19 protein-coding genes are annotated in these 18,907 nt (G+C 41.4%); 2 read left to right on the forward strand and 17 right to left on the reverse strand.

All coding sequences use genetic code 11. The annotated features are described in order from the left end of the window. From OZX76_RS06175 to OZX76_RS06205, 7 genes are all read right to left on the reverse strand, one after another. Window positions 1-966, reverse strand: coding sequence for an ATP-binding cassette domain-containing protein (locus OZX76_RS06175; RefSeq protein ID WP_277178747.1), 966 nt, complete (start codon window positions 964-966; stop codon window positions 1-3). 3 nt (window positions 967-969) lie between these two features. Continuing rightward, a complete protein-coding gene (locus OZX76_RS06180) occupies window positions 970-1,989 on the reverse strand; it encodes an ABC transporter ATP-binding protein (RefSeq protein ID WP_277178749.1) in 1,020 nt (339 codons plus the stop codon). A gap of 120 nt (window positions 1,990-2,109) precedes the next feature. After that, window positions 2,110-2,352, reverse strand: coding sequence for an acyl carrier protein (gene acpP, locus OZX76_RS06185; RefSeq protein WP_277178751.1), 243 nt, complete (start codon window positions 2,350-2,352; stop codon window positions 2,110-2,112). Between the two features lie 41 nt (window positions 2,353-2,393). Continuing rightward, on the reverse strand, window positions 2,394-3,392 hold the full coding sequence (plsX, locus tag OZX76_RS06190) for a phosphate acyltransferase PlsX (protein WP_277178752.1): 999 nt from the start codon (window positions 3,390-3,392) through the stop codon (window positions 2,394-2,396). A gap of 19 nt (window positions 3,393-3,411) precedes the next feature. Next, window positions 3,412-5,448 carry an ATP-dependent DNA helicase RecG gene (gene recG, locus OZX76_RS06195; protein ID WP_277178754.1) on the reverse strand — a complete coding sequence of 679 codons (2,037 nt, stop codon included), beginning with the start codon at window positions 5,446-5,448 and terminating at the stop codon, window positions 3,412-3,414. Between the two features lie 3 nt (window positions 5,449-5,451). Then, window positions 5,452-7,110: a DAK2 domain-containing protein gene (locus OZX76_RS06200; RefSeq protein ID WP_277178756.1), complete on the reverse strand. Its 1,659-nt coding sequence runs from the start codon at window positions 7,108-7,110 to the stop codon at window positions 5,452-5,454. Between the two features lie 21 nt (window positions 7,111-7,131). Further along, complete coding sequence (locus OZX76_RS06205) at window positions 7,132-7,494, reverse strand: Asp23/Gls24 family envelope stress response protein (protein WP_277178758.1); 363 nt, start codon at window positions 7,492-7,494, stop codon at window positions 7,132-7,134. A gap of 164 nt (window positions 7,495-7,658) precedes the next feature. On the opposite strand from OZX76_RS06205, the gene rpmB reads away from it, so the two are divergent. Next, on the forward strand, window positions 7,659-7,844 hold the full coding sequence (rpmB, locus tag OZX76_RS06210; protein ID WP_277133595.1) for a 50S ribosomal protein L28: 186 nt from the start codon (window positions 7,659-7,661) through the stop codon (window positions 7,842-7,844). A 95-nt stretch (window positions 7,845-7,939) separates the two neighbouring features. Here the strand turns inward: rpmB and OZX76_RS06215 are convergent, their stop codons facing one another. From OZX76_RS06215 to gmk, 10 genes are all read right to left on the reverse strand, one after another. Then, the gene (locus OZX76_RS06215; RefSeq protein WP_277178760.1) at window positions 7,940-8,626 is read right to left on the reverse strand and encodes a thiamine diphosphokinase; all 687 of its coding nucleotides are present in this window, start codon (window positions 8,624-8,626) and stop codon (window positions 7,940-7,942) included. Continuing rightward, a complete protein-coding gene (gene rpe, locus OZX76_RS06220) occupies window positions 8,623-9,273 on the reverse strand; it encodes a ribulose-phosphate 3-epimerase (protein ID WP_277178762.1) in 651 nt (216 codons plus the stop codon). Before rpe ends, OZX76_RS06215 begins: the two co-directional genes overlap by 4 nt. A 9-nt stretch (window positions 9,274-9,282) precedes the next feature. Then, complete coding sequence (gene rsgA / locus OZX76_RS06225; RefSeq protein ID WP_277178764.1) at window positions 9,283-10,176, reverse strand: ribosome small subunit-dependent GTPase A; 894 nt, start codon at window positions 10,174-10,176, stop codon at window positions 9,283-9,285. Then, window positions 10,177-12,132 carry a Stk1 family PASTA domain-containing Ser/Thr kinase gene (pknB, locus tag OZX76_RS06230; protein ID WP_277178766.1) on the reverse strand — a complete coding sequence of 652 codons (1,956 nt, stop codon included), beginning with the start codon at window positions 12,130-12,132 and terminating at the stop codon, window positions 10,177-10,179. Next, the gene (locus OZX76_RS06235) at window positions 12,129-12,878 is read right to left on the reverse strand and encodes a Stp1/IreP family PP2C-type Ser/Thr phosphatase (protein WP_277178768.1); all 750 of its coding nucleotides are present in this window, start codon (window positions 12,876-12,878) and stop codon (window positions 12,129-12,131) included. Before OZX76_RS06235 ends, pknB begins: the two co-directional genes overlap by 4 nt. Before the next feature lie 4 nt (window positions 12,879-12,882). Next, a complete protein-coding gene (rsmB, locus tag OZX76_RS06240; protein ID WP_277178770.1) occupies window positions 12,883-14,208 on the reverse strand; it encodes a 16S rRNA (cytosine(967)-C(5))-methyltransferase RsmB in 1,326 nt (441 codons plus the stop codon). Further along, window positions 14,195-15,139, reverse strand: a complete 945-nt coding sequence (gene fmt / locus OZX76_RS06245) for a methionyl-tRNA formyltransferase (RefSeq protein ID WP_277178772.1) — start codon at window positions 15,137-15,139, stop codon at window positions 14,195-14,197. Before fmt ends, rsmB begins: the two co-directional genes overlap by 14 nt. A 12-nt stretch (window positions 15,140-15,151) precedes the next feature. Then, entirely contained in the window at window positions 15,152-17,551 is a 2,400-nt protein-coding gene (priA, locus tag OZX76_RS06250; protein WP_277178774.1) for a primosomal protein N', read from the reverse strand. Between the two features lie 63 nt (window positions 17,552-17,614). Continuing rightward, window positions 17,615-17,833, reverse strand: coding sequence for a DNA-directed RNA polymerase subunit omega (gene rpoZ, locus OZX76_RS06255; RefSeq protein ID WP_277133581.1), 219 nt, complete (start codon window positions 17,831-17,833; stop codon window positions 17,615-17,617). A gap of 2 nt (window positions 17,834-17,835) precedes the next feature. Further along, window positions 17,836-18,450 carry a guanylate kinase gene (gene gmk / locus OZX76_RS06260; RefSeq protein ID WP_277178776.1) on the reverse strand — a complete coding sequence of 205 codons (615 nt, stop codon included), beginning with the start codon at window positions 18,448-18,450 and terminating at the stop codon, window positions 17,836-17,838. A 169-nt stretch (window positions 18,451-18,619) separates the two neighbouring features. On the opposite strand from gmk, the gene OZX76_RS06265 reads away from it, so the two are divergent. Continuing rightward, window positions 18,620-18,895 carry a hypothetical protein gene (locus OZX76_RS06265; RefSeq protein WP_277178778.1) on the forward strand — a complete coding sequence of 92 codons (276 nt, stop codon included), beginning with the start codon at window positions 18,620-18,622 and terminating at the stop codon, window positions 18,893-18,895. The last annotated feature ends 12 nt before the right edge of the window (window positions 18,896-18,907 follow it).

An 18,907-nucleotide genomic window follows, 5' to 3' on the forward strand; every position in this document is an offset into this window, starting at 1 on the left:
TTAGTCACTCTCCTTTTCTTGATTTACTTGTTCTGGCGGCAAGGCAACAAAATGCTTGCCAGATACATGTTGTAATGGATAAACACGACCGTCTTTATCGTACCAAGCACTCTGGTCATTTTGAAATTCTTGTTCAACCCGATTACGTTCCTTCTTGTGTTCCTCACGGTGTTCAACATCAACCTTAGGAATTGCAGAAAGCAGCCGCTTGGTATAAATATGAATTGGATTATTATAAATATCCTCACGGGTACCAATTTCAACTAAACGACCACGGTGCATGATTGCCAAGTTCTCAGACATGTGCTTAACAACACCCAAGTCGTGTGAAATAAACAGATATGCAATATTATATTGCTGCTGAATATGCTTCATGAAGTTTAAAACCTGAGCCTGAACCGACAAGTCCAAAGCGCTGGTAGGTTCATCTGCTACAATCAGCCTTGGATTTGTCGCTACCGCACGGGCAACCCCAATTCTCTGTCTTTGACCACCGGAAAATTCATGCGGATATTTATAAATCGCATCACTAGGCATCCCAACAATATCAAGCAGTTCCTGCACACGGTCACGTTCTTGATCAGTAGTTAAGTTTTCGAAGTTACGGATTGGTTCTGCAATAATATCTTCAATTCTTTTACGCGGGTTCAAACTAGACATTGAATCCTGGAAAATCATCTGAACATCTTTATTGTAGTTCAACTGACGTCTATTCTTAGCTTTAGTAATGTCAACGCCTTTATAAATAATCTGACCGCTAGTAACGGGTTCAACCCCAACAATTGCCTTACCAGTAGTTGATTTACCAGAACCAGATTCACCAATTAAGCCGTAAGTTTCACCCTCATTAATTGTAATGCTGATATCATCAACGGCACACACATAATCAGTAATTCTGTTCCAAAAGCCACTCCGAATTGGATAGTGAACTTTTAGGTTTTTTACTTGAATAATTTCTTTAGCCATAAATTACTCCCCACTTGCTGCAGCATCTTGATCTTGGAAGTGGAATGTCTTCCAGCATATACATCTGACCCAGTGTCCAGGTTCGACTTCATGCATAGTTGGATTTTCTTCGTGGTCACTCTCAGGAATCCACGGGATTCTCGGAGCAAACCGATCACCTGTTCTCGGCATATTTTGCAATGACGGAACAGTCCCTTGGATAACATGCAAATCTTCGCTTTCATCATCTGATTGCGGCATTGAGTTCAATAAAGAACGGGTATATGGGTGCAACGGATGACTAAAAATTGTTTTAACATCAGCCTTTTCAACAATCTGACCACCATACATTACGGCAACTTCATCAGCTGTTTCAGCAACAACGCCAAGGTCGTGCGTAATCAAAATAATTCCAGAATGTGATTGCTTTTGAATATCTTCGAGTAAATCCAGAATTTGCGCCTGAATCGTTACGTCAAGTGCAGTAGTCGGTTCGTCGGCAATGATGATTTCCGGCTTACATGCAACTGCCATTGCAATCACAACCCGTTGACGCAACCCACCTGATAATTCATGTGGGTACATTGAGTACATTTCCTCAGGTTTAGGCATCCCAACTTGATTAAATAACTCAATAACGCGTTCATGACGCGCTTTTTCGTTCATATCAGTATGATAATACAAAGTTTCAGCTACCTGATCGCCAACTCTCATTAACGGATTAAGGCTTGCCAATGGATCTTGGAAAATCATTCCAATCTTATTACCACGAATCTTGTTAAACAGAGCTTCGTTCAGACCCACTAAGTTCAATTCATTATAGAGAATATCACCAGTAACTTTTGTATTTTTATGGTCGTACAAGCCAATAATGCTTGCAGCAATTGTACTCTTACCACAACCAGACTCACCTACAACTGATAAAATTTCGTCACGCTTCAGAGTAATATTTATATCATCAGCAGCATCATAAAATTTCCCATGTAGACGGTATGCAGTATGCAAATGCTGGATATCTAGCAAGAGATCACTTTGTTTTTCCAAAGGTCATTTCCCCTCTCAATTTTTGCAAAAATTTATTAGAGATATTTAATAAATTTATTTAATTTCTAATTATATACATCAAGCTGGCTTCATGCAAATATCAAACTGAATTTTTAGAAATTAATTTTGGTGTGCAGCCACGTAACTAACGGCATCACCGACTGTTTTAATTTTTTCGGCATCTTCATCAGAAATCTCGGCGCCGAATTCATCTTCAAGCTGCAAAATGAACTCAACTAAATCGATGGAATCAGCGTCCAAGTCACTGGTAAAGTTAGTATCGTTAGTGATTTTGTCTTTATCTACTTCAAAATTTTCGGCTAAAATACTGCTAATTTTTGAAAAAATTTGTTCTTCTGTCATTATTTATTTCTCCTTATTGTTCTTAATTATACCTTAATTAATTATTCAGCAGCAGAAAATTCTGCTTTAAATTCATCAATAATTTTTTCTTCTAAAATTTTATCAATCTGCTTAAGCGTGAAATAGATAGCCCGCTCACCTGAACGCCCATGAGTCTTAACGACTGGTGCATTCACTCCAAGTAAGACGGCACCACCATATTTTGCCGTATCAAATTTTGAAATTAATCCCTTCAGCGCATTTTTAATCAATAATGCCCCAATTTTTGCTTTCAGGCCAGTATTTAAGAGGCTGTCTTTAAGCAAATGAATTAAAACGCTGGAAGTACCTTCGATATTTTTTAAGACGGCATTGCCGGTAAAACCATCGGTAGCAACGACATCGGCATTGCCTTCAAGTAATTCATTACCCTCAATGTTACCAACAAAATTCAGCTTGCTATCAAGAAGTAGCTGGTATGCAGCCTGATGAACGTCGTCACCCTTGTCGCTTTCAGCGCCATTATTTAAGAGGGCAACACGAGGATTATTAATTCCGCGAACCTTTTCGGCATAATAAGCAGCCATCTTGGCCCATGCCAAAATATATTCGGGCTTACTCTTAGCATTGGCACCAACATCAATCATGTTAAAGCCATCGTCAGAATTTTTCACTGGCAGAGTTGGCATTAAGCCTGGCCGCGCAATACCTTTAATCCGACCAATGATGAAAATTCCGCAAGATAACAGTGCTCCAGTGTTACCCAATGATAGCAAGGCATCAGCCTTGCCCTCTTTAACAAAACGTGCAGCCACTACCAGTGAAGAGTCCTTTTTACTGCGAATTGCCTTAACTGGTTCATCTTCATCTTTGATAATTTCAGTTGTCGCAACAACTTCAACGCGATCTTTATCAGAGCCAACTAATTTATTAATCTTTTTTGCATCACCAAACAAAATAAATTTTGTTTGGGTTAGCTCTGCTTTGGCCTGTAAAACGGCCTTAACGATTGCTTCGGGTGCGTTTTCGCCGCCCATCGCATCTATTGCAATTGTTCTCATTTATTTACCACAATCTTTTCTACGTTCTCTCTTGTTGCAGCTGCTTGTAATCCAGCACCTGTTTTAAAGTCTGATGAGCAGCTGCGGTCAATTCCGGATCTTGCTCAATTAAGGCTTTGGCCACATTTTGCGCTACAACCAGAGTTTCATAATTATTAACGACATTGCCAACCTGAAATTCAGGTAGTCCTGATTGAGCCTTGCCAAACAAGTCGCCTTCGCCCCGCATTTTTAAATCTTCCTCAGCCAGTTTAAAACCGTCAGTTGTTGAAGAAATAATCTGCATCCGAGCTTTTCCCGCGTCAGTTTTAGGGTCAGCCATGAAGACACAGTAACTCTGCGTTTTGCCTCGACCAATTCGACCACGCAGCTGGTGCAACTGACTAATACCAAAGCGATCGGCATTATAAATAACCATCATATTGGCGTTAGCAACATCGACACCAACTTCAATTACACTTGTTGCAACCAAAATATTGATTTTACCAGCCGCAAATTCAGTCATAATTTCATCTTTTTTGGCACCCGGCATCTGACCATGCAACAATACAACCTTTTGGTTAGGAAAGTCATGACTTAATTTAGCATGTAGCTGCTCTGCGTTTTTTAAGTCGACTGCCTCGGACTCAGTAATCAGCGGCGTAACCGCATAAATTTGGAAGCCCTGCTCAAGCTGCTGACGCATCAACTGGTAAACTTCGTCCATTTGGCTGCTGGTTTTCCAAGCAGAAATAATCTGTTTTCGACCAGCTGGCAGGTGACGAATTTCCGATACCGTTGTTTCGCCATAAACCGTTAAGGCTAACGTGCGCGGAATCGGAGTTGCCGTCATTGCCAAAATGTCGGGACTGGGACCTTTATTAATCAAGGCTTGCCGCTGGCTAACACCAAAGCGGTGTTGCTCGTCAATAATTACCAAGCCTAATTTTTTGAAAATCACCTTGGATTGAATCAGGGCGTGTGTCCCAATTACAACATTAATTGTGCCATCAGTTAGTTCACGGTAAATTTCCCGCCGCTCCAGCGTTTTCGTTGTTCCCGTTAATAGGGCAACACGGACGCCAAGTGGTCTAAGCAGTTCATCGATTTTTTTAAAATGCTGCGTTGCCAAAATTTCGGTCGGCACCATCAAGGCTGCCTGAAAGCCCGCAGTTACCGCAGCAAAAATTGCATAAACGGCCACGACTGTCTTACCCGAACCGACATCCCCTTGAAGCAGTCTTTGCATTTGTCTTGAAGAATGTAAATCCACAAAAATTTCGTTAACCACTTGTTTTTGATCAGCCGAAAGCTCAAACGGCAGTGACGCAGTTAATTTGGCAACTTCTGTCAAATCATATTTTTTAGAAATTCCCTGATGCTTGGCATTGCCATGAGCAAGCTGCGCTAATTCCGTCTGAAAAATGAAAAATTCGCGAAAAATTGCACTTCTTTTAGCTAGTTCTGCCTCACGGCCATTTTGGGGGTGGTGCATTTTAACAACAATTTCTTGCTCGGACAATAAGCGGTATTTTTGCCTGATTGCTTCAGGAACCACGTCTTCAATCAGCGGTAAATAATCGGTTAACGCCAAATTAATTAGTGCAACCAATTTTTTTTGGCGCAAATAACGATTAACCGGATAAATCGGCGCCATCCCACTGTCGTGCTCCTTAGCAGCGACAAACTTGAAACCAGATAGACTTTGCCGAGCCACCGTATATTTGCCATAAACGGCCACTTCTTTGCCGATTTCGATCTTGTCCTTTAACCATGGCTGATTAAAAAAATTGACCATGACAATATCATGGTCAATCCGCATTTTAAAACTAAGCCGGCTCTTTTTATAACCAAAACGGCTAACAAAAGCTTCTGTAGCTACAATTCCTTTTAACATTACCTTCTGGCCATCCATGATCTGGTCAAGAGGCATTGTTTGCAGTTCATCATAGCGAAACGGAAAATAAAATAGTAAGTCATAGATACTATAAATGCCCAAACTACCTAAAGCAGCAGCTGTTTTAGTACCGACACCTTTTAAATCTGTTACCGGAGCAAATAATGCTTGTGTATTCATCTCTTATTCTACAGAAACCAAGAAGTTATAAACTGGTTGGCCACCATCATGAACTTCAAATTCAAGATCATCATGATTTGCCTTTAAGCCCGCCACTATTTGCTCAGCCTGCTTCTTATTGGAATCGCGACCAAACATGATTGTAATAATTTCTGAATCTTCATCCAGCATCTTTTCAACCATGTTAATCGTCGCTGTTACTAAGTCAGGATTATCTACCTCGATGTCGCCATCAATAATTCCCAGGTAGTCATTAGCATGGACTTCAACGTCATTAATTGTTGTATCACGGTTGGCTTGCGTCACTTCACCTGAAATAACGGTGTCAAGATCTTCGGTCATGCTGTCAACATTTTCTTCAACTGATAAGTCAGGATCAAAGGAAAGCATTGCCGTTAAACCTTGTGAAATAGTCTTAGTAGGTACAATACCAACAGGAATATCACTGACTTCAGCGGCCTGCTTAGCAGCCATCACGATGTTGCCGTTATTTGGCAGCACAATTGCCTTTTGCGCACCAGATTTTTTAATAGCGTCAATAATATCTTGAGTTGATGGGTTCATCGTTTGACCACCAGAAATAATGCGGTTAACGCCTTCGCTTTCAAATAACTTGCGAATACCATTACCAGAAGCCACAGCGATTACCGCAAAATCAACGCTTTCTTGTTGTTCATCACTATCATTAACAATCGTTTCGTGTTGAATCCGCATGTTATCAATCTTGATTTTGCCTAATTGACCAAACTGACTGCCGTATAAGAAAACATCACCAGGGTGTTCAGTATGAACGTGAACCTTAGCAACCTCATCATCGGAAACAGCTAATAACGAGTCTCCAAGCTCAGACAAGTGATTTCTGAATTCTTCCAGATTAAACGGCTTTTTATTTGGAATATCAGCAGTCAAATCAACCATGATTTCAGTACAGTAACCATTTTTAATATCTTGCGTTGACAATTGTGTTTGCACTGATTGGTGGTGCATGGCGTTAATCATTTCATCCATTTCGCCTTCATCTGGTTGGTAGCGATCGGCGAAATTTTCGCCTAAAATACCTTCCAAAAAGCCTTCATAAATAAAGAGTAATCCTTGACCACCAGAGTCAACAACGCCAACTTGCTTCAAAACTGGCAACAGATCGGGGGTCGTCTTCAAAGACTTCTTGGCACCATTGACAATTGCTTCCATGACTTCCTCAACGTCATCAGTTTCGTTAGCCTTATTTGCTCCCTCTTGAGCCGCCACCCGCGCAACCGTCAAGATTGTTCCTTCAACGGGCTTCATTACAGCTTTATAAGCTGTCGCAACACCGTTTGAAAATGCATTAGCAAGCTCCTGGGCATTTAAAGTTTTCATGCCTTGAGTGGCCTTATAAATGCCTCTAAAAAGCTGCGAGGAAATAACGCCGCTATTACCACGAGCCCCCATAAGCATTCCTTTTGCCAAGCTTTCAGTTAGATCGCCCACACTTGTACTGGTATTTTGAGCAACGGCCTTTGCACCACTTTCAATAGTTAAATTCATGTTAGTACCCGTATCGCCATCAGGAACTGGAAACACATTAAGTGAGTTAACAAACTCGGCATTGCGCCCCATTCGGTGAGTAGCCACTCGTACCATATCTCTAAATTTGTTACTATCTATTTCCTTTAAAACCAATATTCTAAACCTCCGATTGAGTTACTCGTCAAGTACCTTAACACTTTGAACGATTACGTTAACAGCTCTTGTGTCAATTCCAAGTTGATTCTTCAAACTGAATTTAACGCTGTCTTGTACATTACGACTAACTTCAGAAATCTTCAAGCCGTATCCGACAATAATATAAACATCAACCGTAATTTCATTATCTTCTGACTTAACAACAACGCCACGTTTATAATTTGCACGGTTCAAAATGACGTCAACACCATCTCGAATCGTGTTCTTTGACGCCATACCAACAACGCCATAATTAGACGTAGCCGCATTACCAACAACAGTTGCGATCACTCCGTTTGAAATATCAATCAAACCGTTTTTTGTCTTGATTTTAACAGCCATGTTTATCCTCCGTCTTATTGCTTCTTGTGTATGATTCTATTTTATCATAGTAAACCAAGATAAATACAAAATCCATTCACAAAAAATACTTTTGCAGTTGCATTACGCTAAAAGTTATGCTATCTTAATTAAGTATGAAAACACAAGTAAAGGGGGTTTAGCAAATGGCAAAAGATTATATTACAGGTAAAAAGACCACTTTTGGTAACACACGCTCTCACTCATTGAATTCAGCTCGTCGTGCTTGGAAGCCAAACCTTCAAAAAGTTCGTATTCTTGTTGATGGTAAACCAAAGCGTGTATGGGTTTCAACCAAGACTTTGAAGTCTGGTAAAGTGACTCGTGCCTAATATACATAAAAACTGCTAGATTAAGTTCCAGCAGTTTTTTTATTATACTAAATTAAAAGCCGATTCTTAGTCATTTTAGGAATTGGCTTTTTTAATTAAATATTTTGATAACGATCAATATCTTTAGCTTGGATAATAGCGACGGTCCCCTTAATAAACGATAAATTAAATGAATTTGCCTGTGGCAAAAATTCGTTTGAACTAAACGCCACCGGATAAGAACCATCATAATCTGATAAATTATATTTAGCATTAGTAATATTTAACTGCGTTACTGCTGTGAGTGGGACAACGCCAAAATACGTATAACCCGTTTGCCGCGGCACTACATGATTGCCGGAATTATAAAAATTAATACGGTTTTGCCGGTCCAATATCTCGACTTGCTCTGCAAATTGATTAACAGCTGGGTTTAGCAGCATCAGCAAATTTACCAAAAAATGATCAATGCGCCCACCAGTAGCACCTAGCAGCGTTAGTTTTTCAACTTGATAATCGTTAAAAACATCCCTAATCATCAACTCAGTATCGGTGAAATCTTTTTCTGGGACTGAATAACGCACATCTGGAACATCACAAGCAATTTTAGTTAACTCTTTTTGCTTTAAGGAGTCAAAATCACCAACTGCCAGATCAGGAGTGAAACCTAATTGCTCAAGTAAAATACTGCCACGGTCAACTCCTATCAAGAGGTCACCCTGACCTTGCGCAGTTAATAATCTTTGCTTAATCTCCTGCGGCCATTCGGCTTCAGGACCACCTAATAACGCAATTGCCTTCATCGCAATATCTCCGTTAGTTCTGCTATTTGTTCAGCTATTCGCCCATTACCAAACAAGTATGAACCAGCAACAAAAATACTTGCTCCAGCTGATTTAGCAATCTGGGCCGTTTCGGCATCAATGCCGCCATCAACCTCAATCGGCAACTTGCCTTGCAACAATTCTTTAGCCCGATTAATTTTATCAATCATTTTGGGAATAAATTTTTGCCCACCAAAGCCTGGATAAACAGTCATTAATAAGACTTGATCAAGCTTAGCTGCAAATTTAGGCAAGACCGTTACTGGCGTATCAGGGCTAAGTACTAGACCAGCTTTGACATGATGCTGATTTAAATAAGTTAGCCACTTATCTAATTCTGCTGCAGACATTGCCTCATAATGCAGTTCAATTAAATCAGCACCAGCACTAACAAATGCTGGTACAAAAATATCTGGCTTGTCACTCATTAGATGGATTTCTGCCGTAATGTCAGGAAATGCCTGCTTAAAATCACTAACTAATTGTGGGCCAAAAGATAAATTAGGTACAAAGTGACCATCCATAATATCAATATGAACTCGACTAATTCCAGCTACAACGGCTGCTGCAATGTCACTTTTGAGGTTTAAATTATTCGCATTTAAAATCGAAGGTGCAATTAACATCTTGTCTCCTTATTTCAAATATTCGGGTATCCGGCCATTGGCAATTTCATTGCGCATCAATAAATAATCATCGTAGCGACTCTGACGAATTTTGCCCTCGTCCACAAGCTTCTTAACTGCACAACCTGGTTCTTTAAGGTGCTGGCAGCCTCGAAACTTGCAATTAACGCTCGCCTTTTTAAACTCGACAAAGTAATTGCAAAGCTCATTTAATTTGATTGGCGTAAAGTCAATCGCAGAAAATCCCGGTGTATCTGCTAAAAAGCCTTCACCTAAGCTAAATAGCTGAACCGTTCTAGTTGTGTGCTTACCGCGGTTTAAACTTGTTGAAATTGCGGCTGTTTCTTGTTGCAGATCCTTTTTTAGGTGATTAATCAAAGTCGACTTGCCAGCACCAGACTGCCCTGCTAGTGTCCAAATTTGGTCCTGCATAATTGCCTTAGGCAACTTGGCAGCTAGCTCGGTCCAATCATCATAAATCGGATAACCAACTGCAGCATAATAATCAAGTTCCCGCTTAATTTTCTGCAGCTTACCAGCATCAACAATGTCACTTTTAGATAAATAAATACTAACCGCAACTTTTTGCCATGCAAAAAAAGTTAAGAACCGGTCAAGCAGCTGCAACGAAAAGTCCGGCTCAACCGCCGACATCACCAGCAAGACATGACTTACATTGGCTAAAGCTGGCCGCCCAATCAGGTTCTTGCGCGGCATAATCGCAACCAAATAACTGGTTCCTTGTTCATCAATTTGAATTTGCACATGGTCGCCAACTGTTGGCTTTTCCTTGTTTTTACGGAAAACTCCGCGTGCTCTTGTGCGCACAACCCCAAATTGCGTTCGCACATCATAAAAACCGGCAATCAGGCCAATAACAATTCCTTCGACTTGCTTAGTCATTTATTTCACCTTTTCATTTAATATGGTTTGACCATCGCGCACAACTCGCAAACTACCGGCACCGTTTTTCAGTGAAAATGGAATTGAAAAATTGGTATCTCGTTTAATGTATAAGTCGCGGTAAATATTGCTAAGAGAATGATTATCATCGGAAACATAGATTTGCACGTGGTTACCATGACCACCCGAAGTATTTTCGGAATCATAGTTAACAGTAAAGGTTTTAATCGCAGATGAATCCTCTTTTTCTTTCGGCCCCTCTGATAAACTCACAGTCAACGTGCTACTGCGCGGCACCTGCGTACCAGCTGCTGGACTCATCGAAATAATCTTACCTTTTTTAACTTTATCAGAATACGTTGAGGTCACTTGCAAGGTCAAGCCACGCTGATGAGCATATTCTTGTGCCTCTTTTAACGTATAATTCTTTAAGTTTGCCAGCTTAATCGCATTACGTTGAAGGCCATCATCGCGGCCCTTAGATACAACTAAAGTAACCGTTGTCTGGTTAGGCTTAACCTCAACATCGGCAGCAATGCTCTGGCTAATAACGTGATCAGGTGGCACATTAGGCGAATATTGGGTATCTTTAATAACATCAAAACCCAATTTTTGCAATTTTGCCACAGCCGCATCATAGTCTTCACCAGTTACGTCGGGCACACGCACCATCCCAGCACCATCTGAAATATAGAGATCAATTGGCCGACCCTTTTTACTTTGCGAGCCAGCGGGAGGCAAAGTTTCAATTACGCGACCCTGGTCAATACTATCTGAACTCTTATGCTTAATATGACCGACTTTCAAGCCAACTTTTTCTAGCTGGGCTCGGGCACTTTTTTCGGTTAAATTAGTGACGTCGGGAATCCGAACATCTGCATGACTGCTGAGAACCAAAAACATTAATCCGACTATTGCAGCCGCAGCAATGGCAATAAATAACCACCACCATTTATTTTGCCGTAGACTAGCTAACAAACCACTCTTTTTAACTGGCTGCTGCTCTACTTCTTTGGCCTGATCTTTTTCTTGGGTTACCTCGGTCTTACGACTGAGCTTAAAGTTAGGCAGCACAATTGTCTCATCATTATTCAGACCATGATTGGGAATAAAAACCGGCTCATCGGCACGGCTACCGTCAAGACTTGTGTCTAAGTCAGCCTTCATTTCTTGAGCAGTGCTATAGCGATCTCGTGGGTCCTTAGCAGTGGCCTTTAAGACCACATTTTCTAATGCCTGGGGGACTTTTGGGTCTTTTAATTTAATTGACGGAATCGGCTCTTGAGCATGCTTCAAGGCGATGGCAACAGCGGTGTCACCATTAAACGGCACCGTGCCAGTAATTAATTCATAAAGAATAATTCCCAGCGAATACAAATCAGATTGCTTGGTAACCAGTCCGCCGCGTGTTTGTTCTGGAGACATGTAATGAACTGAACCAATTGCAGAATTAGTCTGAGTCACGGAATTTTGGTTCAAAGCCACCGCGATGCCAAAGTCGGCAATCTTAATATTGCCGCGTTTATCCATCAGAATATTTTGCGGCTTTAAATCCCGGTGAATCACATTATGCTTGTGTGCCAACGCCATGGCACTCAATATTTGGTCCATAATCCGAATCACATCGCGCAAGTCTAGTGGCGAATTCTGCCGGATATACTCTTTTAAATCCGGTCCCGAAACGTACTCCATCACCATGTAAGGCAGGCCGTAATCTGTTCCAACATCCAGCACCATGACAATGTTGGGATGGCTTAATTCACTAGTAGCTAACGCCTCACGTTGAAATCGGGCCAAAGTCTGCGGTTCACGCTGCAAGTCCATTCGCAAAATTTTAACGGCAACTTTTCGCTGCAAAATGATGTCTTCGGCTAAATAAACGTTAGCCATCCCGCCTTCACCCAGCGTGTCAATGATCCGATAGCGATCACCTAATAAATACCCTTTATCAATCACTGCTGATCACCGTCCTCGTTAACTACAAGGCAAACGGTAATATTATCGCCACCGCCTAAGCGGTTAGCTTCGTTGATTAATTTGCGGCAGCGTTCCTTTAAAGACAATTCTTTAGTTGCCAAAATTTGTTGAATCTGGGGGTCACTTAACGAATTGGTCAACCCATCTGTACATAGCAAAATCACGTCATTATCATGCAAAGTTATCTGGCGAAATTCTGGATCAATTGTGCTAGAAACGCCAAGTGCTTGCGTAATAATATTTTTTTGCGGGTGGTGCTTGGCTTGCTGTTTAGTAATTTGGCCAATTTTAACAAGTTCATTAACCAGCGAATGATCTTCGACTAACTGGATAAACTTGCCCGCGGTATAACTGTATGCTCGCGAGTCGCCTAAGTGAGCAATTAAAGCTTCTTGTGCAAAAACAACGGCCAAGACAATCGTCGTGCCCATCCCATTCAAATCGGGAAAACGGTCAGCAGTCTTTAAAATCGTCTCATTTTCGGAATTAAGCTGAACATCAAGCCACTTACGAGCACTGTCACAATCAGTAAAGTCAGTTACGCCAAAGCTATGGCCCAAATGGCTAACTGCCATTGTCGAGGCAACATCCCCGCCCTGATGGCCACCCATGCCATCACAGACAATTGCCATAGTTGCACCGCTCTTATTTTGAAAAACTCGTACAAAATCTTGATTGCTTTTCCGTATCCGACCGATACTCGAAGCGTATGCTGTTTTAATCAAAACTCTAACCTCGCCTTACAAACTTAGCAATGAAAAAGCCATCACTGCCATAACTATCAGGTAAAATCTTGAGCATCCCTTCTGGTGCATCAATTTTGCCCGCTTTAAACGCCTGCAATTCAAATTCAGGATGTTGCTTTAAGAATGTCTTGACTACTGCCTCATCCTCTTCAACGGCAATGGTACACGTAGAATAAACTAGTTCGCCATTCGCCTTTACCAGACCACTTAAATGATCAAGTAATGCTAGCTGCACTTTTTGCAAGTTAGTTAAATCACTCAAACTCTTGGTATAACGGATTTCCGGCTTGCGGCGTAATAATCCCAAACCAGAACAAGGTGCATCAACCAGAATTTTAGCAAATTGACCTTGCGCAAAAACTTGGTCGGCCTTGCGAGCGTCCATTGCCTTAGTGACAACGCGCTCGTTCACATTCATTCGTTCAGCATTCTGCTTAACCAGCCGCAACTTATTTTCATGAATATCGAGCGCAGTCACGTAGCCAGTTGCCAATTGTTCCGCAATCTGCACGGTTTTGCCACCAGGTGCACTACAAGCATCCAGCACTTCTTCATCACCCATAAAATTGAAAGCATTTACCGCTAAACTAGCAGCTTCATCTTGAATTGTCAATTTACCATCTTGAAATAACGGTGTCTCACTGACGCCGCCGCGATCTAAAACTAGCTCGTCACTTGTTAAGGCTGACTCTTCTGGAGCAAAACCTAAATTTATCAGCGCTTTAATTACTTCTTCAGTATCTACTGAGCGGGCAACGCGCACCGTATTTTTTGCGGGCAAATTAATACTGGCCAAAATACTGCTCGTGCGTTCAAACCCCCAATTGTTAATTAAATATTGCACTAACCATTCAGGCACACTCTCTTTGACGCTCAAGTATTGTATGGCATCCTTCTTATCAGGTAAGACTGATCCGCGGCGAATTAACGCATGCAAAATACCGTTGACAATTTTAAAACCGGTTGAATGCGGCTTACCGAATTGCTTAGCCAGCAGATTGGCCTCATTGACTGCTGCCCTGTTAGGCACCTTATCTAAAAATAAAATTTGGTAGCTCGACATCAATAATAACGGCAACAAATAATCTTCTTTAAGCTTGGTCTTAACTAGGTCATGCAGCTGGTATTCTAAATAAATTTTGTATTGAATCGTGCCATAAACTAAGCGAGTACAAAAATTGCGGTCTGCTTGACTTAATTGCGAATGCCGCAGACTGTTATTCAAGCTAATGTTTGAGTATGACCCATCGCGCAAAACGCGAATCAGTGTTTGCAGCGCGACTGCACGCGCACTTTTAGTCGTCGACAATTTGTTCTCCTACCGTATATTTACTGCCTTGACCGTTCAAGAAGTTGTTAACGGTCATTTTCTTTTTACCTGCTGGCTGTAACTCCAATAAGTTCAGCACCGTTCCTTGCGCAAAACTAATTGCAAAACGGTCATCGCTTGCAACTAAACTACCTGCCGGCAGTTCTGTTTGCTCTGAACTAACTTCTGCTCGCCACACCTTCAGGCGCTTGCCAGCAACTGATAAATAGGCTCCGGGATCAGGATTAAGTCCGCGAATTAAATTGTTAGCTTGTGTTGCCGTTAATGTCAGCTTAATTTGCTCCTGGTCTTTTTGAATATTAGGTGAAAAGACAACCTTACTTGCATCCTGCGGCGTCTTTTGGTCCGGATTAGCAATGATCTGGGGCAAGGTTTCGAGCAATAAGTCACGACCCAGCAACGATAATTTGGTAAATATGCTGCCAGTGGTGTCTTCTGGTTCAATCTTGAGTGACTTTTGCGCATAAATATCGCCGGCATCCATCTTCTTGACCATTTCCATAATTGTTATTCCAGTTTCAGAATCGCCATTGATTAGTGAATACTGAATTGGCGCTCCACCACGGTATTTTGGCAATAATGAGCCGTGCACATTAACTGCCGCAATTTTAACTGAATTTAAGAATTTGGTCGGCAAAAATTGCCCGTAGGCAGCAGTAATAATTAGGTCAGCGTGTAAGGCGATCAACTTAGCTATCTCTGGCGAACCTGACAATTTAACTGGTTGAACAACTGGCAGATTAAGTTCTTCTGCAGCCACCTTCACTGGCGTTGGGGTAACCTTTTGCTTACGGCCCACCTTTTTATCTGGCTGCGTAACAACCGCTTTAATATCATAATTGTTCTCTACCAGTGCCTGCAAAATCGGCACCGCAAAATCGGGGGTGCCCATAAAAATAACTGAAGTCATTGACATTCTCCTTTACATAATTCGCTCAGGCTCATTGTCGATATACACGCTTAAGCCGTACTTCTTTACTTCCTGCGCTGAGTCCTGAATTTGGTGTAATAAATTATTTAAGTTAACTTCTTTTTTATATTTTACCAGTATTTGATAATAATATTTGTTTTTTAGACGAGAAATTGCACTCGGTGTCGGTCCCAAGACAATCGTTGCTGGATGCAAGTTAGCTTGCAAGCGACGTTTAATCTTAAATGCTTCGCGAGCAGCATTTTGCTCCTTTTTGGCTGCAACCGATATTAACACCGTATAAAAATACGGCGGATAATTGCCTGCGTGCCGCATTTGCATTTCATAAGCATAGAAGCGTTCATAATCCTGCGTTTGTGCCAGTTTAATTGCATAGTGATCTGGATTAAAGGTCTGAATGATAACCTCACCCTTTTTTTCAGCACGGCCAGCACGGCCAGCAACTTGCGTTAACAATTCAAAAGTTCGTTCGGAAGCATTGTAATCTGGTAGCCATAAGCCGGTATCAGCATTGACAACCCCAACAAGTGTGACATTGGGAAAGTCCAGCCCTTTGGCAATCATTTGTGTCCCCAGTAAAATATCTGCCTCATGATTCCCAAATGCATCCAAAATCCGTTTAAATGCGCCCTTGCGCCGGGTTGTGTCAACATCCATCCGCAAAATTCTTGCACCAGGCAATAGCGAATTCAATTCTTCCTGAACCTTTTGCGTGCCTGTGCCTAAGAAACGAATCTTTGAACTTTGGCAGTTAGGACATTTGCTTGGAATTACTATAGTATAGCCGCAGTAATGGCATTGCATTTGTCCTGTATCTTTGTGCATTGTTAGCGACAGATCACAGTTGGGGCACTTCATAACGTAACCACATTCGCGGCACAACATAAAGTTAGCAAAGCCGCGCCGATTAAGCATCAGTATCACTTGCTCTTTTTTAGCTAAGCGTTCCTGAATTGCAGTAACCAATTGCACCGTTAAGTCCAATTGCCCACCAGCAAAATCAGCTTGCTTAAGATCAATTAAATTAACTTCGGGCAACTTTTTCTGGTTAGCTCGTTTAGTCAATTTTAATAATTGATACACGCCCTTTTGTGCGCGCGCACGACTACCAAGTGATGGTGTGGCACTACCTAGCACTAAGGGACAAGAATTGTACTTACTGCGCCAGATAGCCACATCTCGGGCATGATAACGCGGATTATCTTCCTGCTTGTATGAAGATTCATGCTCCTCATCAATGACAATTAGACCGATATTAGTTAAGGGTGCAAACACCGCACTACGTGCACCGACAACAACTCTGACCTCACCGCGGCGGATTCGCCGCCACTCGTCATACAATTCGCCTTCCGACAAGCCACTATGCAACACCGCAACTTGCTCGCCAAAGCGCGCTTTGACTTGGGTCACCATCTGCGGCGTTAGCGAAATCTCCGGCACCAGCATTAGCGCATTCTTCCCACTAATCAGGGTTTGGTTGATTGCATGCAAATAAACCTCGGTTTTCCCGCTACCTGTGATGCCTTCAAGCAAAAAAGTCTGCGGCTTGGCAGTTTGAATAGCAGGCACAACTTGGTTTAGTGCAGCTTGTTGCTCTTCGTTCAATCTGATTTTGGCATGAGGATGTTTGCTCTTGGTAAAAGTAGCTAGCGGATCACGATAAACTTCCAGCGCCGACTTTTTCAACCAGCCTTTTTTGACAGCACTTGTTAATGAAGCTGTATTAACTTGAGCTACTTGTTCCAACTGGCTTTGCAGCATCGGGAAGGCAGAATAATTTTCAATTATCGCCATCAGCAGTTGCCTTTGCTTAACCGCATTTTGTCGTAAAGACACATAAAGGTCGATGTAGTCTTTTTTAGTTAATACCAAGGCATACTGGTTTTGCGTCTTCACCTTAGCTCGATTTTCAACCAAATATTCAATTTTGGCATCATCATTACGAAGTAATTTGCGGATTGCCGCAATTTCCTTGGCATCAGTAATTTTATTTAAATCAACTGGTTCTCCCTGAAAAAATGGTAATTCTTTTACCTGAGGAGATTGTGGTACCAAAATTTTGCGATAATTTGCCCGCATCACTCGCGGCAACATTGCCTTTAACAGCGTAATCCGATATGAAAATATGCGGTCAGCCAGTTCTTTAGATAACTCTACTAACTCTGGTGTTAACGGCGGCATTTCGTCAACAACTAACAGCAGATCCTTTAACTTACCTTGAAACTGGCTGCTCTCAGTTAGGCCAACCACAAAGCCTTGCAATTTTCGCGGACCAAATGGTACAAACACTCGTGAACCAATTTCGACATTACCAACTTCATCAGGAATATGATATTCAAAAATCCGGTCCGTTTGCTTAGCTGCAATATCTACAATTACTTGCGCAATCATTTAATCACCTTGAAAAAAATGACCTCCATCACTTGCGGATGAAGGTCATGAAATTTAACCAACTTATTGATTAACCTCGCGATGTTCGGGATCAACGGTAACTTTACCGGCTTCGATTTCTTCCAGCGCCTTACCGACAGGCTTTAGCGACTTGTAGCTCTTTAATGCTTCTGGATCGCCAGCCTCTAATTCATGTGCTCTCTTAGCAGCAAGCACTGATAACGAATAACGCGAATCAACACGTGCTAATAATTTGTCAATTGATGGATATGTAACTCTCATAATTAGTCCTCCCTGACCATTTTCCGGTAAGTATCAATTACCCGTTTGACGCTAACATGCTCGGCATCAACAATTGCTTTAATATGATGAACAGCATTTGCCACCTCATCATTAACAACTGCATAATCATAATCTTGCATTACCAATATTTCTTCTCTGGCCTGCTTGATGCGACCCATAATGATGTCTTCTGATTCTGTGCCACGATTTTCCAAGCGCTCGTGCAAAGTGTGTAAGTCTGGTGGGGTTAAGAAAATAAAAACTCCATCCGGCATTTGTTCACGCACTTTTTGCGCCCCATTAACGTCAATCTCTAACAACACATCTTTACCCTGCTCCAGCATTTTTTTCACTGGTGTAAGCGGCGTCCCATAATAATGGTCCACATATCTATTATATTCTAGAAGTTCGCCATGGTTAATAGCTTGCTTAAAACGTTCTTCTGAAACGAAAAAATAATCTTTGCCATTAACTTCGCCAGGCCGCGGCTTACGCGTCGTCATTGACACTGAATATTCAAACGGAAAAACTTTATTCTTAACTATTGCACTTTTAACGGTTCCTTTGCCAACTCCTGAAGGACCCGAAAGGACAAGTAACAAACCTTTATCTGCCATGCCATACTCCCCTATAAAAAGCTATTAAGTCTATTTAAAACTAAATGTAACAGTTTTTCAAGTTAATAAGTTTTTTAAACAAATTTACGCCAAACACTTGTTTTCGTAAACAGATGTTCGTATAATGAGCTTATCAAACAAATGTTCGCTACTTTTGAGGGGTGCTTTAATGAAAAACTCGCTTAAGAAAATTTACCACTATCTATTTACTTATGATGATGACAAATTAAGCATTTATAACCAAGCTTATCGCCATATTTTAACTACCCTAAACTTTGCTCTGTTGCACCGTGATTTTGTCATGATTACCTACCCAAACGACACAAGTGAAATCGGCCAGATTGTTAAGCGCGTATCGACTGGACGCTTTATTTTACGTTCTAATGACCGTAAGATATTAACAATAATTGATGTCAGCAATATTTTTCGGATTGATTTAGCTTAACAAAAATAGCCA

The sequence above is a fragment of the Lactobacillus sp. ESL0677 genome (genome assembly GCF_029392875.1).
Taxonomy (GTDB): Bacteria; Bacillota; Bacilli; order Lactobacillales; family Lactobacillaceae; genus Lactobacillus.